The 14,832-nt window shown below is 70.1% G+C and carries 15 protein-coding genes; 4 read left to right on the top strand and 11 right to left on the bottom strand.

What is annotated here, in order from left to right; genetic code table 11:
- Positions 1–7: 7 nt before the first annotated feature.
- Both RNB18_RS30480 and RNB18_RS30475 read right to left on the bottom strand, forming a co-directional pair.
- Positions 8–340, bottom strand: a complete 333-nt coding sequence (locus tag RNB18_RS30480; RefSeq protein WP_311717344.1) for a hypothetical protein — start codon at positions 338–340, stop codon at positions 8–10.
- Positions 337–1,257: a conjugal transfer protein gene (locus RNB18_RS30475; protein ID WP_311717343.1), complete on the bottom strand. Its 921-nt coding sequence runs from the start codon at positions 1,255–1,257 to the stop codon at positions 337–339. Before RNB18_RS30475 ends, RNB18_RS30480 begins: the two co-directional genes overlap by 4 nt.
- A 487-nt stretch (positions 1,258–1,744) precedes the next feature.
- On the opposite strand from RNB18_RS30475, the gene RNB18_RS30470 reads away from it, so the two are divergent.
- The 4 genes from RNB18_RS30470 (at position 1,745) to RNB18_RS30455 (ending at position 6,462) form a co-directional block, all read left to right on the top strand.
- The gene (locus tag RNB18_RS30470; protein ID WP_311717342.1) at positions 1,745–1,873 is read left to right on the top strand and encodes a hypothetical protein; all 129 of its coding nucleotides are present in this window, start codon (positions 1,745–1,747) and stop codon (positions 1,871–1,873) included.
- Between the two features lie 253 nt (positions 1,874–2,126).
- Positions 2,127–3,560 (top strand): hypothetical protein, encoded by a 1,434-nt coding sequence (locus tag RNB18_RS30465; RefSeq protein WP_311717341.1) that lies wholly within the window; start codon positions 2,127–2,129, stop codon positions 3,558–3,560.
- A complete protein-coding gene (locus tag RNB18_RS30460; RefSeq protein WP_311717340.1) occupies positions 3,557–5,029 on the top strand; it encodes a hypothetical protein in 1,473 nt (490 codons plus the stop codon). The genes RNB18_RS30465 and RNB18_RS30460 overlap by 4 nt, the downstream gene beginning before the upstream one ends.
- A gap of 746 nt (positions 5,030–5,775) precedes the next feature.
- Positions 5,776–6,462: a hypothetical protein gene (locus RNB18_RS30455; RefSeq protein ID WP_311717339.1), complete on the top strand. Its 687-nt coding sequence runs from the start codon at positions 5,776–5,778 to the stop codon at positions 6,460–6,462.
- Positions 6,463–6,594: 132 nt separating this feature from the next.
- Here the strand turns inward: RNB18_RS30455 and RNB18_RS30450 are convergent, their stop codons facing one another.
- The 9 genes from RNB18_RS30450 to RNB18_RS30410 form a co-directional block, all read right to left on the bottom strand.
- Complete coding sequence (locus tag RNB18_RS30450) at positions 6,595–7,509, bottom strand: replication-relaxation family protein (protein ID WP_311717338.1); 915 nt, start codon at positions 7,507–7,509, stop codon at positions 6,595–6,597.
- Between the two features lie 347 nt (positions 7,510–7,856).
- A complete protein-coding gene (locus RNB18_RS30445; RefSeq protein WP_311717337.1) occupies positions 7,857–8,573 on the bottom strand; it encodes a hypothetical protein in 717 nt (238 codons plus the stop codon).
- Positions 8,574–8,705: 132 nt separating this feature from the next.
- Complete coding sequence (locus RNB18_RS30440) at positions 8,706–9,050, bottom strand: beta/alpha barrel domain-containing protein (RefSeq protein ID WP_311717336.1); 345 nt, start codon at positions 9,048–9,050, stop codon at positions 8,706–8,708.
- A gap of 41 nt (positions 9,051–9,091) precedes the next feature.
- Positions 9,092–10,126: a phosphoadenosine phosphosulfate reductase gene (locus tag RNB18_RS30435; RefSeq protein WP_311717335.1), complete on the bottom strand. Its 1,035-nt coding sequence runs from the start codon at positions 10,124–10,126 to the stop codon at positions 9,092–9,094.
- Between the two features lie 86 nt (positions 10,127–10,212).
- On the bottom strand, positions 10,213–11,115 hold the full coding sequence (locus RNB18_RS30430) for a Mom family adenine methylcarbamoylation protein (protein WP_311717334.1): 903 nt from the start codon (positions 11,113–11,115) through the stop codon (positions 10,213–10,215).
- Positions 11,112–11,630, bottom strand: coding sequence for a DUF6248 family natural product biosynthesis protein (locus RNB18_RS30425; RefSeq protein WP_311717333.1), 519 nt, complete (start codon positions 11,628–11,630; stop codon positions 11,112–11,114). Before RNB18_RS30425 ends, RNB18_RS30430 begins: the two co-directional genes overlap by 4 nt.
- On the bottom strand, positions 11,627–12,034 hold the full coding sequence (locus RNB18_RS30420) for a hypothetical protein (protein ID WP_311717332.1): 408 nt from the start codon (positions 12,032–12,034) through the stop codon (positions 11,627–11,629). The genes RNB18_RS30425 and RNB18_RS30420 overlap by 4 nt, the downstream gene beginning before the upstream one ends.
- Before the next feature lie 316 nt (positions 12,035–12,350).
- Positions 12,351–13,571 (bottom strand): hypothetical protein, encoded by a 1,221-nt coding sequence (locus RNB18_RS30415; protein ID WP_311717331.1) that lies wholly within the window; start codon positions 13,569–13,571, stop codon positions 12,351–12,353.
- A gap of 8 nt (positions 13,572–13,579) precedes the next feature.
- Entirely contained in the window at positions 13,580–14,698 is a 1,119-nt protein-coding gene (locus RNB18_RS30410; protein ID WP_311717330.1) for a DNA-processing protein DprA, read from the bottom strand.
- Positions 14,699–14,832 lie beyond the last annotated feature (134 nt).

Raw genomic sequence — 14,832 nt, 5'->3', positions numbered from 1 at the left:
GCGGCGCTCACAGCCAACCCCCCACGCCTGCGGAGTGATCGACAGCGGCCGGAGATTCGCCCTGCACGATGCCCGGAACGGCGGGCGCGCCCTTTGAAGGGTTCTTGACCTCGTCCTCGAACATGTCGGCAAGATCGTTACGCGAGTTGTAAAGGCCCAGCGCGATCACCATCAGGATCAGCGCACCGATCCCGGCCTTCAACGAGAACTTTTGGATCATGATCACGACGACCAGCACGAGCAGACCGGCCTGCAGGCCCTTCGTCGCCCAGTTCTCGAACATCGTGATCCACGAGTCGCCAAGGTCGCCCAGCTCCCCGGCGAGCAGCACACCGGTCATGACCGGGCACCTTCCGCCTGCGCGGTGCCGGACTCCAGAGAGGCGACTTCCCAACGGCCCGAGCGGACCTTGAGGGTCAGCTCGTACGCCAGTGGCCACCGCCCCGAACTGTCGCGGGCCTCGACCTCGGCCATCACGCGCACCCGGGTCCCCTCCGCGGGGACGGACTCGGCGGCCGCTTCCTGGTCGGCGGCGAGCATCTGCTGGACCGTGACGGTCCGGTAGGGGGCGGGGGAGACCGGCGACAGACGCACGCCGGGTGCGAGGTAGCGGTCGACCTCACCGGCTCCCGCCAGATAGGCGGCCAGGAACTCTCCAGCCGCGGACGACACTTCGCTGTCCGTCGGCACGGTCACCGTGTACGGCGACGTAACCCCTGCGGCGTGGGCCGGGCCGGCCACCACCCCAGGGGCACCGGACACGGTGAACGAGGTGCCGCCCGCGTCGGCGACAACCGGCACCGCGAAGTAGCGCACCGACCCGTCGGCGTACTGCGCAGCCACCGTCACCGACCACGCCGTGCCGGTCTGCTGCACACTGCGCACCGCCACGACCGACTCCGGCTCGGGCTGCGCATCCGCCGTCCCGGGAAGATCAACGTCCGGGGCCATCGACTGCGCAAGCCGGGACTGCGCAGTGCTCTCGGCGCCTGCGTGGCTGCGCAGCCACGCACCGAGGAACACCGTGGCGTACCCGGACGGGTTGGCCCCCGCGGTCGTCTTCACCGTGGCCGGCTTCGTCGCGGGGGCGACACGGACCACGGTCGCGGGCGTGGCCACGGCGACGGCCAGCGCGATGGGGCCGGCCGCCACCGCAGCCCACACGCCCCAGCGGCCCAGACGGACCCGGCGCCGCATCTGCTGCAACCGGACCCCCGCAGCGGTCGCAGGAGCAGCGTGCTCCTCCGCTGCCTGCATAGCAGGAGACATTCCAAACTCCCAGGTCAGAGCGAGTTGTTGCTTCTGACCCGAGGCAACCGGTCGCCCCCGACCCGACCACCGACCACGAAGGCCCGACCACGATCACGAAGGGGACACAAACCTGTGGTCGGGGCCATGGTCGCCCCGACCACAGACCCGACCACGACATTTCGCACCCCGCGGAGTTCCGCTCCGATACGCCGGAGCAGACCGTGATCGGGGCGGCTCGCGATGCTGCGCAGCGTGCGTTGTGGAGCCTGCTGGTGAGCAGTCAGCAGTCGCCCACGCGGGGGACTGCGCAGCGGCAGGCGGTTGCGCAGCCGCCTCCGGGAGACCCCGGGGTGGGGCTGCGCAGCCACACGCGCATGTCGATTGCGCACGACCTGCGCCCGGTGCGCAAACGCCCGTGTGCGGCTGCAGTGCCGGCGGTGCGCACCGATTGCGCAGCCGGATCCGAAGACGTGGACCCCCTCCGCTGGAGCCCTTGGCCAAGGGCGATGAAGGCCGCGGGGGTTCACGTCGCCACGTTCGGCTTCATCGCCACAGCGAGTGCCGCGCCAAGCCCGAAGGCGGCATGAAGGCCATCCTGCTCGCCAACCAGACGAAGATCTGAACGCGCTGCGCCGTGCGCGTTGGTCGTGCCGGAGCCCATGGCCGCCCGACCATGGGCCCGACCATGGCAGCCGAGCGCGCATGTTGCCGGATCGTGATCGATGGTCGGGGGTTGTGGCCGCCGCCGTGGTCGGCCTCGCCGGGTGAGCTGCCTGTATGGATTTCACGCACGTCCCCGCAACCGCCGGCCCCGGCTGTCTCGCTCAGCCGGGCGGTGTGGGATGCCCCGGCTACCGCGCACTTGCGGACGTGCGATGACCGGAGGACGGATCCGTCGCGGCTCGATGGCCGGGGACCAGTTCACCCAGATCGCCAACGCCTTGTTCCGCGACAGCCGCGTCACCTTCAAGGCGAAAGGCATCTTCGGATACATCAGCACCCACCAGGACGGCTGGCAGGTGACCGTCGCCGCCCTCGTCCGCTCCGGCCCCGACGGACGGGACGCGGTGCGCACCGGCCTGAAGGAACTGGAGACCCACGGCTATCTGATCCGCGAACGCCTGCGCCGTCCGAACGGCTCCCTCGGCGAGATCGTCTACTCAATCACGGACCAACCCGCCTTCGTTGACGCCCTCATGGCGGACGCCTCCACAGCGCGTCACGCGCCGTCGGCACCCGCAGACGGGCGGGGCGGCTACGGCATGGGCATCCGCCGCGGCGTGATGGCCGGGGACCAGTTCACGCAGATCGCCAACGGCCTGTTCCGCGACGGTCGCATGTCCTTCAAGGCGAAAGGCGTGTTCGGACTGATCAGCACGCATCGCGAGGGCTGGCACATGACGGTCGCGGACCTGGTCCGGCGGGGTCGCGAGGGCGTGGACGCGGTGACGACCGGATTGCAGGAGCTTGAGCGCTACGGCTTCCTGCAGCGGGAGCGCGACCGTAATCCCGATGGCACCCTCGGCTCGGCCACGTATGTCATCACCGACCTGCCTGCCCTGCAAAACACGAGGTTGCATCCAGAGTCGGGAATTCCAGGACTGGATAGCCCTACGTTGGCTGACCGCCGAACAAAGAACACCATCAGTAAGAAGACCAACCAGCAGAAGACCAGTTCCCTCCCTCCGTGCGCTGGCGGCAAGCGCACGAGCGGCCGCCTGGCTGTGCCTCCGCAGCGGGCGGTCACGCCGGCGCCGCAGGATCTGGATCCGGGCACCCGGCTGCTGCTGTCGATCGGGTCGGCCCACCCCGAACTGCTGCTGCAGGAGAAGGTCCTGTACGACCAGGGCCGCGTCGTGGCCGCGATGCTGGACGCCGGCTGGAGCGTGGAGCAGCTGCGCCACGTCATCACCAGCCGCCCGCTGCCGAGCCAGATCCGCACCTCCGTCGGCGCGATCGTCGCGGCCCGACTGCGCTCCGCTCAGCTCTACCCGCCTCCCGCTGCCCGCTTCGACGACGCCGGACCGGTCGGGGCGTCGTGGACAGCGCAGCCCTCCACGCCGTCCGCTACCGCCCGCACGGTCGACCAGGCACTCACCTACCGGGCCCTCATCGAATGCGCCGGCTGCGGCCGACCCGGCACCGCACCCGGTGAAGACCTCTGCCCGGCCTGCCTCGACTGGCCCCTGTGCCGCACCTGCCCAGGCCCCACTCCCCGTCGCGCGCACCCCGATGGCGATGGCCGATGCGCCACCTGCGCCTCTGCCCTGACTGCGACCGACCTTCTTCTGGAAGCGAGCACCTCATGACACACCCCCTTCACTCACTCGGGACGGGACCTCAGCAGCCGCTGCGCCCCTTCGCCCGCGACCCGCAACGATGGAACGAAGAACGCATCCGCGCCCTGCGCTCCGGCCATGTCTGCCGCGAGAGGGTATGCACCGGCACTTGCGAACCGGCGCTCGTGTACGAGCGCACGGGATGGGGCTGGCTGGGCTGGAGCGTTCCCAGCGACGCCACCGTGCCCAAAGTCCCCTCGCAGATCGGTGTCTTCACCCCGGGCGCGACGCTTCCGCAGCGGCTGGCCGTGCGCTGGCTGACCCGGCGCCCCGCCTACCGCATCGCTCTGACCGCCACGAGCCCCGCCTCCCTGCGGTTCTCCGCCGCCGCCATGGGGGCCGTCAGTTTCTTCGCCGCCCTGTTCGCCCTCAGGCGCGGTATGCCCGCCGACGTTGTGCTGCCGGCGATGTTGCTCGCCCCGCTGCTCACGGAGCACCTGCCCGACCGGCTCGACGAACGGGCCCGCGCACGCGTGCGCAGCGTCGAAGACCACGCCGCCTGCCAGTACCTGCAGCGCCTCGCCGTCCTGCACACCTACATCGTCCTGGCCGTCGCCGACAGCGATCGCTACGAATTGCGCCGGTCGGTTGAGATCGGCCACAACCTGCTGTGGGGGGCTGCTGACCTGCTCCAGAACCGGGACACCCACGCTGCCTCGACGCGCCTCGCGCACCGTGAGCGGCTGATGGCCCAACTCGCCGACCAGGTCGCCCAGATACTCGAGCGCACCCGCGCCGCGCCGACCGGCGACGAGGCCAGCCAGCCCCGCCGTGCCGAAAGCTCCCTGGGACCGCTTCCGCCCGGCTTCGAACCAGCGCTGCGGCCAACATCTTCGCCCACCAACGACCTTTCACCGCTGAAGGGATACCCGCCCATGACGCAGACCCAGCCCGGCGACGCAGCCCGCACCGCGGACGTCTATCTGCTCTTCGCGCACGAGCCGTACTACCCGGGCGACGGCACCCAGGAGATCAACACCACGCTGGTCGCTGCCGACACCCTGCTCCACCCCCGGGTGCAACAGCCCGACGGCGCTCGGATCCACGACCGCCTCACCCAGCAGCGCCAGCCGGGCGAGATCGTCCCGCTGTCCACCCTCACCCACGAACTGGGCGGCGGCGCCGACTGGCCGGCGGTCGGCGACTGGGAGAAAGTCACCACCGACCTTGTGCAGCTCGTCCATGCAGGGGAGTGCGATGCCCTCAGTCTGGGCCTTCCCGCCATCGCACGCGCCCTCATCACCGCTGGCCCTCAGAGCCACGTGCGCGCCTTCGACGCCGGAGCCGACGAAGTCCTCACATACGGGCCCACGGAGCGTGCGGCGGTTCTGGCCGAGATCGACGCGTTCCTGACGTGCCTTGTAGCCGAACAGGATCTCTGGCCGGGCGATGGCCTGCTACGCCCTCCCTTCCAACGCGCTACTGACGAAATTCGCTGACCTGCGAGAATCTTCGGCCTACCTGGGTGCCGATCCCGTGATGGTGTTACCGGATTCCCAGCCTGTCCCGACGCGGGACCGGCCAGCTGGCACACCGCACGGACGCCTGTGCCGCACCCGCTCCGTGCGAATCATCGACTTGGCCACCATGCAGCGCCCGCCGCTGCGCCCGCTGCCGTGGAGGATCGCAGTGATCATCCACAGGGGGATGCGCTGCACGGTCACGCGCACCGGACCGCAACGGATGTCGAGTACAGGGGGCTTCTTGGAAGAGGGGCGGTGCTTGTCTGACATCGCATGGTCCTTTAGACGATTCGGTCTAGGCGAACCAGAAGGTAAACAGCTGAGTCCCCCAATTTCAGAGATGATCAGGGCTTTTGAGATCTATCTGCCATGATCCCCAAAGCGAACAAAAGCCACATATTGGCGATCAATCGTTTCGCTGGTCCAGGGGCAACTGGCCTGCTACCAGCGGCTCAAGCCACTCCTCGATGCCTGGGCCTACCGGCTCCCCGGCGATCACTCGGCTCGCTGGCTCTACCCGGTTCATTCCAACAGGCATGAGGGCCACCCGCCCCTGCTGCGCCGACCGTGCACGCACTGCGAAGCGCCCACACGAGACGTGAGCTCGCTCCGCAGCCTTCATGGAGGCTTAGAAGCTGTGTCCTCTCCCTTGGTCGGAGGGCGGGGAACAGCGGATCCGCTGCCACCTGTACGGGCCCGCCTTTCGCTGATCTACTTGCGGAATGCGCTGGCGATACGGCAGTTCATGGTGTGTCGCCAACATCGTGTTCGGGTTGGTTCTCGTGGGTCTGGGCGCCTGGCGCATCGGGCCGGCGTACCACCGTGAGCACCAGCAACGGGTTGTGTCGGTGTGTATTGCCGAGCGTGGTGTCGAGCAGTGCCTGCCGGTGCGGACCGCCGCCATCACCAAAACAGTCAGGCTGAAGCAGACGTTCGGCGGGGACATGCTGGACGTGTATCTCGACGGGGCCTCGGAGCCGGCGTTCGAGATCTCGCCGCGCTGGAGCGAGCGGGACAGCTCGACAGTGACCGTCGCCGACTTGCAGGGCGAGGTGTGGGCCTGGCAGGAGAGCGAGCACCATCGGTGGGAAGAACTGTACGAACCATGGCCGTGGTGGACACTCATCTATCTCACACTGATCCTGATCGGCGGCTGGTTCGTACTGAACTTCGCAAGCGAGCTGCTCATCGAGGGGCACAGCCGGTACAGAGAACTGGCCGAGAGGTTGGTCGCGCTGTACAGCGGGGGGAGCTTTGCGGGGATGGCGATCCTCGCCGGGTTCTCCCTCTCCTGGATCTTCGGGCTGGGCTCCATCGCCGTCGTGGCGTTGGCGGTCGGTGTCAACGGCGCCGACCTCTGGCGCCACTGGCGAAGCGCCTGGCGCCGCGCCCGCCGAGTACCGCGCTGACCGCACCCGCACCCGGACCCGCTTTGGTGCAGGACGGCAGCCACTTCGGCCCGGCGCACGGCTGCGGCGAGCAGGCGTCAAGTTCAGCGAGATGAACGAAGCCAACGGACGATCAAGGCGTGGGCGGAGTCATCACAAGGAGGTCCAGGGGCGAGATTCACCCCCAGCCAGAGGTGACCACACCGGTCCGCTGGCTCCCTGTTCCTCGATGTCTTCCAGGATGGCGGCTCCGAGCGGGACCTCGCGGGCGAGTGCTGCCACGAGCGGGTGCTGCGCGACCATGGCCTGCAGATCGCTGATCCGGTCACCCAGTCTGGCCGGAGAGGCGCCGGTGAGCACAAGGAGCACGCGTGGGTAAACGGGGTACCAGCGCAGCCACGTCGGGCCGGTGGATACGGGCCTGCGGCGGCCGACGGGCTGGGCTTCGTAGTGGTAGAGCCTTGCGTATTCGATCAGCTTCACGGCGAGGCGCTCGCTGCTCATGGTGGTGCGGTCGACCTCCACGAAGGCGCGCAGCATCCGGCGGTGTTCGCCGTTGATGACGGTGTAGCGCATGACTGCGTCGGCCACGAGCCGCTCGCTCTCGCCGATGGGGTGGGATACCTCAGGTGTCCAGTCCCACGGGCTGTGTTCGTGCCCGAGGCGGCGGGCGTCTGCTGCAAAGGGCAGGTGGGATCGTACGACGGTCAGTGTGTGCGCGGTTTTCAGCGAGGCCGCGGTGCTTGAGGTGATGGGGTATGGCGGGCGTCCCCGCAGGACGGGGAGATCGCGGGTCAGGCGTGCCCCTTCAGCGGTGAGATACCAGGCGTGCGTGCGCGATCGCTGTGAGTCGGGCAGCGGGGTGAGGTCGACGAAGCCCGTGGCGCGCAGCTTGTTCAGCACGCGGGAGAACAACTGGCGGGAGCTGTCCGGGCGCAGCATCTGGCGCAACTGGCCGGTCGTGGCCATGCGGTGCAGGGCGAGCGCGCTCAGGATCTGCAGGCGCAGCGGTTCGGTGGGGCTGGGGGCCAGCTCGACGGCCGGGACACGTGATGTGGAACGGGTCATGGAGTGGAGGAAACCTTCAGCGCCCGACCCGATCCCCGACCATGAAGCCCCGACCAAGGTCACAACCCAGAAACGCTCTTGTGGTCGGGGCTGTGGTCGGGGGGCGTGGGGTCCCGACCACGCGCCGTGCGGACCTCGACAACGCCGGCGATGAGGCGGAGGGGTTCTAGGAAAGCGGTGCTGTACGAGGCGATGGCCGGTCCGCAGCAGCAGTTTCTGCTGCGGGGCGTGGTGGCGAGCCACGCTATGCCGGCCATCGTGCGGCTCCCGGCCCGCAAGGGACCAACTCCCAAGACCGGGGGTCGCGTTCAGGGGGCGGTGGGCGGAGGTCCGCGCACCGCCGGGTTTTACCTCGTGGACCGCTGGGCGGCCTGCTCGAGGATGCGGCGGCGCGTCCACCGCCGGCGCCCGTTCTGGCGTCCGGCGTTCTGGGCGAGGCTGTCCGTTTCTTTCAGCAGCGGCAGGTTGCCCTGGGACAGGCTGCTGGAGAAGGAGTTGATGCTCTTGAACCCCAGCAGTGCGGCCGCCTGGCTCGCCCCCAGGAGCTCCTCGGGATCGCCGTCGACGGGAACCTGGGGCAGGGGCGGTGCCTTCCGTGCTCCGGCTCGTCTCCCGCTGCCGGGCCGGGTGGCCATCCACTCTTGCAGGGTCTGCACCTTCCACAGCTGCCGGCGATAGGGGTTCTCGGCGGTGCCCATCTCTTCGACGACGTCCGGCTCGGGGAAGTAGCCGGGGTGGTCGCGCACGAAAGTGGTGACCTGGTTGGAGTTCTTGTAGCCGAGGTACCTCGAGGCGTCCGCGGCGTTCAGCAACGTCTCTGGGGGGAGGGCGGGCGGAGTGTGTTCGGCGAGCCTCGCCGGCGCGCGGTGGGCGAACCACTCGTCGACCTCCGCGCGGTCCCACAGCCGGGCGCGGCCACGCTTGTCGACAGGCTCGGGGAACGTCTTGCTGGCAGTGTTCTGCACGCGCCCGGTGTAGAGCCCGGTGATCCTTGCGGGGGTCAGACCATGGTCAGCCGCGATCTCGGCAGCGTCGGCCAGGCGAGGCTCACGGCGCGAGGTCATGGCAGAACCGTCCGTCCTGTCAGTTGCGGGCCGGCCTGCCCGGCCCGCAACGCAAATAATGGCAGGAGTTTCGGTCGGAGGTCCAGCCCGCGGTGCAAGATTCCCCCGTCCGCTGCGCTCGCGGCTCCTGGCCTACTCCTCAGGGATCAAGCAGACACCGCGGCGTGCGGCGTCCTGGGCCATCTCCGTGTACGCCATGGCGGCCGGCGTCATTTCCCACTCGACCAGGGCCAGCAGCAGGATTACTTCGTTGCGGTCCTGCGACGCTTCACAGGGCATCCCGGCCGTTTCGGCGGCGAACATCAGATCCGCGATGGCCACTCCGCTGAGGCGCTCTGCCATCTCCCGGCGCAGGTTCTGCAGACCCTGCTGGTACAGCTCGTTCGCCTCGCTCAGGAGCAGCACCAGGTCCTCGCCGTGGCTGGCGGGTGCCGCCGCCGCGAGGTCGAGGATGCGCTGGGTCGTTGTCATCGTCATTGAGTATCCCTCCCGAGTGGGGGTGGGCGCCGGTGCCGTGGTCAGCTGCAGCCATCGCACCCGGCGGCGCTGTGCAGGAGCTCGCCCGGCCCGGTGCGGGCCTTGGAGTCCCAGGTGGGCGGCTTGCGCAAGGCGGCGTGGACGTCGCGTTCCATCCGCTCGAAGTCCTCGGTCTCCTCGACCTCGAGGCCAGGGTCCGGGGCGTCGCGCCGGCGGGACAGTGCGATGAGCTCGCTCATGGTGATGTTCGGGTTGAACGGCACCTGGCGGACGCGTTCGACCAGCGCGCACAGTTCGGCGAGCCGCGGGCGGCGCCCGGCGGTCAGCAGCAGATCGCGGTGGTTGGCCAGGGTGCAGGCCGAGCACGAACAGCGACTGGAACCACGGCGGTCCTTGGCGCCGGGGTAGGAGTCGTAGCACCAGTGGTAGGGCAGCCCCGCACTGATCGTGCGGTCCCAGACCTCCTCGGTGGTCACCTGGTGGGCGGGCAACCACTCGTCGACGACCCGGGCCGAGTTGTCGGTCGTGCGGCGCCACACCTCACGGTTGCGGCGGTCCGGTCTCTCCTCGGCGCGCATCCCGAGTACGTTCGCGAACATCAGCGGGCCGTCGGTTTCCCTCCTGAGCGCGCGGACCTGGGGGGTGAACGCCTGGTAGACCATCTTTGTCTTCCACGGGCCCGTGCAGGTGCGGGCCCGGCCGAGCCAGGGCCAGTCGCCCCGCTCCGCGATGAAGGTCAGCAGGTCGAACGGCACCCGCTCGCCGTCGACTTCACGGCTGCGCCGGACCTCGATATGCCGCTCGGGCGGCACGCCGAGGGCCTGGCTGTGCTGTGCGGCGAGTTCGCTGGCACTGGGCCAGCGGACCCCGTCCACGGTGACGGAGGGCCATTCCATCGGGCCCAGACTTGCGTGGGCGGTCCAGACACGGTCGTCGACACCGGCCTGTCGGGCAGCGTCCATCGCTATGGTTCCGGCCACGAGTCCGTCCTTACCGCCGGACAGGTTGATCACAATGCGGTGCCGGGTCGCGGCGAACTCGACCGGGTCGCCGTAGAGGGGGCTGGGATTCGACATGGATCGGTTCCTTCCAGGGAGGGGGTGATGGGCCGTCCCTGACAGGTCGGCCGGGGCGGCAGCGCGTACCGCGCGGCCACGTGCGTTCAGACCAGGAGTCGTTCGGGGTCGGCCTGCTTGGGATAGGGCCGTTGAGCGGGGAGGCCGAGCTTGATCTGCTCTCGCTCGCGGCGGTTTCTGCCGAGCCGGAACACGTAGCGGTGTGCTCCGCGGTGGCGTACGTTGCGGGCGCCGACCGCGGCCAGAGCCTCCCTCAGCCAGAGCGCCGGGGTGCAGCCGGCCCGTGGCACCGGTGCTCCGAGTGCGATCAGCTGTGCTTCGGCGTACTGGTGGCCTTGCTCCTGGCGGCGGATCTTCTGTGCCGTCCGGTCGTGGAAGACCGTGCCGTCCGGCAGGAGCTTCACGGTCCGCGCGGTGGCGCGTCCGGCGTAGACGGCGTTCGTGGCGGCGTAGATGGTGCCGACGTGTCCGGGCATGACCAGACTTCCGGCGGCGGTCCGGCGCGGGACCGGGTCCGCGAAGGAGACGACCCCGCGTACACCCCTGGCGAGCAGGTGGTTTAGGCAGTTCGCGAGGAACCACGACTCGGAGTTTCCGGGGCACTCGTCGAGCAGGACGAACCGCGAGGCCACGAGCGACTCGGTGTAGGGCCGCAGTTCCGGTAGTGGCTTGGTGAGGACGGCGGTGCTGACCGGAACCCCGAAGACGGCCACTCCGCACAGCCGCCGTTCGCCCTCGAGGACGTCGTACAAGCCGAACTGCACCGTCACCGCCGGGTACGAGCCGGAGTAGTGGTGGGTGCGCACGAACTCCTTGGCGGGCTCTTCGTCGGGGATGACGTCCACGGTGTAGCGGCGGGCGTCGAAGCCTCCGTCCCGGACGTGCGCCCAAGAGTGCCTTCCTTTGCGCCACCGCTGGCACCAGGGCGAGGCGGTCGGGATCTCCGGCAGGTCCTCGAAGGGCAGGGTCTCCTGCAGCGGGGACGTCACGGTGCCTCACCGTCCGTGCCGTCTTCCGAGCTGTCAGCGAAGAGGCTGAGCTGGTCCTCGGTGTCCGGAGCAGGCCTGGATGTGGGCAGGGCCTGGCGGGCGGCGGTGGGTTCCCCGGGGCCGCCGGTGTCGGCAGTCTCCTCGGCGTCGGCTTTGTGAGGGCAGGGGCAGAGCCACCGGCAGGGCCGCTGGCCCGGTCTGTAGCGGATCACGGCGACGACGAACCCTTGGGCGTCGGTGACGGTGTCGGCGTGCTCGTCGACGCGGGGGCCGCCGGCGCTGACGCACCGGTCGTGGTGCCCGGAGGCGCAGCCGGGGCAGATGCCGCGCTCGCAGGAGCACCAGCGGTGGAAGCCGTGGGGGTAGGCGTCGTCGATTTTGCGCAGTCCCTTGGTCCAGGCGTGCGCGCGGACCCAGGCGCCTTCCTCCTCGGTCATCGGGGAGGGCGTGGTGGAGGCAATGGGGTCGAGGATGCCCATGATCGCGGCGCCGATATGGCGCAGGCGGGTCGTCATGTTTCGTCTCCGAACAGCGTTGGGGCGGCGTGGAGTTCGTTCATCCAGGCCAGAAGGCGGGGGAGGTTGGTGCCGGGCCCGTAGGCGAGGTAGGTGCCGTCGCCACTGGTGCAGCCGAAGGCCTGCGCGATGCGCAGCCGTCGGCGGGAGTTGACGCGGCCCATGTGGACGCTCAGGCCGCGCTCGCGGGCCTCAACGGCGAGTCGGTGGGCGGCCGGTGAGGTCTTCCACGCGGTGCTGCCGGCGAGGAACAGCACGTCGATCGAGTCCCAGGGGATGAGGCCGTGTTCGCTGCCGTCCTGGGCGGCGAACGCGCCCGGGATGCCCAGGGCGCGGATGGGTGCCAGCCAGGGCATCGACTCGGTGAGGGTGGCCGCGGCGTCCAGCGGGACGTCGGGGGCCACGGCCCACAGGCAGCGGTCGGGGCCGTAGCGGTCGACGGTTGCCGTCAGCCAGGCGAACCAGGCGTGCGCGCCGGGCCATCCCTTGCCGAAAACTTGCCGTTGTCGCAGGCGTACAGGGCGCCGGGCGGGATCACGTTGCCCTGGGCCGGGGTCGTCATGCAGGCCAGAGTCCGGCCTGCATGGCGGCCCGTACGTCAGCTCCGGAAGGCGTGGCCAGGTACAGCACGACGGTGAAGCGGAGGAGGAGCAGGGGCTGAGGGCATGGCTGCGCGCACGGGAAGTCCTTCCGAGGGGCGGTGGGGGTGGTGGGGGCGGTTCAGGCGAGGGGGAGTTGGGCGGCGGTACCCGAGAGGAGGGCGTCCCAGGACTCCTCGAAGTTCTTGTCCTGCTTGTTGATCACGCGGGCGGGGGCGGTGGCGAAGAGTTCCTCCGCCATCGGCCAGCCCTCGGCGCGGGGGCGGACCCACGCCCGGGTGCGCCCGTACACCGGGTCGTGCTCGACGTCGACGCCGTGCCGCTCGGAGATGGATAGGAGACGCCTGGCGAGCTGGTGCGGGCGGCCGAGGTCGACGCGCTCGGTGGAGCGCTTCACCGGCCGGCGCCTGCCGTCCTCGGACAGCAGGAACAGGCGGCGCACGTGGTACAGCGCCCACGGCATGTCGAGCTCGCGCTCGAAGGCCTCCAGGCACGCCCGGTCCCGAGGCCGCGTCGGGTCGAAGAGCTCCAGGAGGGTCTTGCGGCCGTAGAGCTTCGCGTTCGGGTTGAGGCTCATCGCCGTGTACTCCAGGCGCAGCACCTCACCGGCGATGTCCGGGTGGGAGCGCATGCGCTCCATGTGGGCGGGCAGCGAGCCCATGGAGGCGGGGAAGCAGCAGAACGTGCAGTACGACTTCGGCCAGTGCACGCCGAACCGCTTCAGCAGGTAGGTCTCGCACTGCTGCCGGTCCCAGCCCCAGTCGATGAGCGGGAACTCCCCGGTACGTCCGGGCATCTTCGAGGTGACCTGGTCGCCGAAGCGGCGGCCCTCCTCGTCGGCGTTGAAGCCCATGATCTGCCTAAACGGCCGCCCGCCGAAGACCTGCTTGAGCCACCAGTCGCCGACGTCTCCCTTCGCCCACAGGCTGCATTTGCGGGTGCCGGCCACCTGGGGCACCGTGCCGACGGACTCCTGGTCGTCCCACAGCGTCCACGGCCCGCACGGGACGAGCTGCTCGGGGTGGCGGGAGTCGTCCAGGATCGTGAACCCGTCGGCCTGGAGGTGCCCGTTGCGCGCCAGCTGGACGAAGCGCACGCCGTTCTCGCGCAGCAGCGGGATCATGAACTCGTCGGCCAGGAGACGGGTTTCGGGCCACTCGCTGCCGGTGGCCATGTAGAGGACGGCGGTGCGATCGAGGTCGATCCCGTGCGCGCGGGGGGCGGTGAGCATCTTGGCGAGGTACGCCGTGGAGTCGGCGCCGGCACCCCAGTTGATGATGGTGTCCAGGTTGCCGTCGGCGGTGAGGCCGGGCAGCGGCGGCGTGTACGTCGTAGGGGACATGGCGGCTCTCACTCCTCGAGGGGCCGGTCGGTCAGCGGCTGGGCGGAGACGATGAGCAGGAGGTCGTCAGCGGGCCACGGATCGCAGGACTCCCAGGGATCGCCCTGCGACAGCACCACCACGTCGCCGGGCGCCGTAATGAGGCAGCACACGCCGCAGCCGCACGACGGGTTGAACGGCTCGGGGTGGGCGATGTAGGGGGTGGTGAAGTAGTCGGCTCCCTGCTTCCCGACCGCGGCCAGGAGCAGGTCGCCGTCCGCGACGTCGCCGGCGCGGGCCACGCGCGCGTGCGGCAGAGCAACCGCGAGACGGGGATCCGGGCTGTTCACGGCGAGCTGCCCGTCGATGAGGCGGGCGTTGCCGCTGGAGCGGACATCGCCGGTGGCGGGCGCGGCGAGCAGGGGCCGGCGCAGGTCGACGGCCGTCTCGGCCGCGTACATCGCCCCGGCGTGGTCCAAGGCCTCGACGAGGATCACCGCCCGGGCGAGCGCTGCCATCAGGACGGCGCTGGCCTTCAGCGTCGCGCCGCTGGCCGCTGTGCCGGTCCGGTAGAGGCTGAGGGCCGCGCCGCCGTTGCCGAGGACGGAGCGCAGCAGCGGTGCGTGAGCGTGGGGGTGGGCGCCGTCCAGGCCGCGCGGCAGGACGGCGAGGGAGGCCCGGCCTGCCTCGGCGGCCGCCTGGTGGGCGGTGGAGTCGATGCCGTAGGCGAGCGTGGCGGTGACCGTGTGACCGGCCTGGGCAAGGGCGGTGGCGAAGTCGTGCGCGCGGGTGACAGCTAGCTCGGTGGGCGCCCGGTTGCCGGTCACGGTGACGGCATTGCTGGTCAGCCGCGGCAGTCGCTCGCGGCCGCTGACCCACAGGCCCAGCGGGCAAGCCGGCCCCAGGTCGGCGAGGGCGGTGGGCCACTCCTCGTCCGAGGGGATGACGAACGAGCAGGTCAGCTCTGCTTGGGCGAGTTCCTCACGCGGCCGGTAGGAGGAAAGGAGCCCGCTGGCGTCGTCGCGTACGCGCCGCTCCCACACCTCGGCCGGGGTGTACTCGGCGAGCTCAGCGGTGAGGTGGCCGGGGGTGAAGTGGGCGGCGAGCGCGGCGCGTGCGGCTCGTTCGGACAGGGTGTGTGCGGGCATGGACGGCGGGCCTTTCGGGCGGGGCGCGGCACCGGCAGGCGAACCGGTGCCGAGCCGGGGCGGGCGAAGGGGTGACGTGAGCAGCGGCCGACGGGAAGGGGAGTGCCGTCGGCGGCTGCGGTCAAGGGGCCGGG

Origin of the sequence: Streptomyces doebereineriae, from assembly GCF_031845645.1 — a bacterium.
GTDB classification, from domain to species: domain Bacteria; phylum Actinomycetota; class Actinomycetes; order Streptomycetales; family Streptomycetaceae; genus Streptomyces; species Streptomyces canus.
This window is presented reverse-complemented; position numbering and strand designations above follow the sequence as displayed.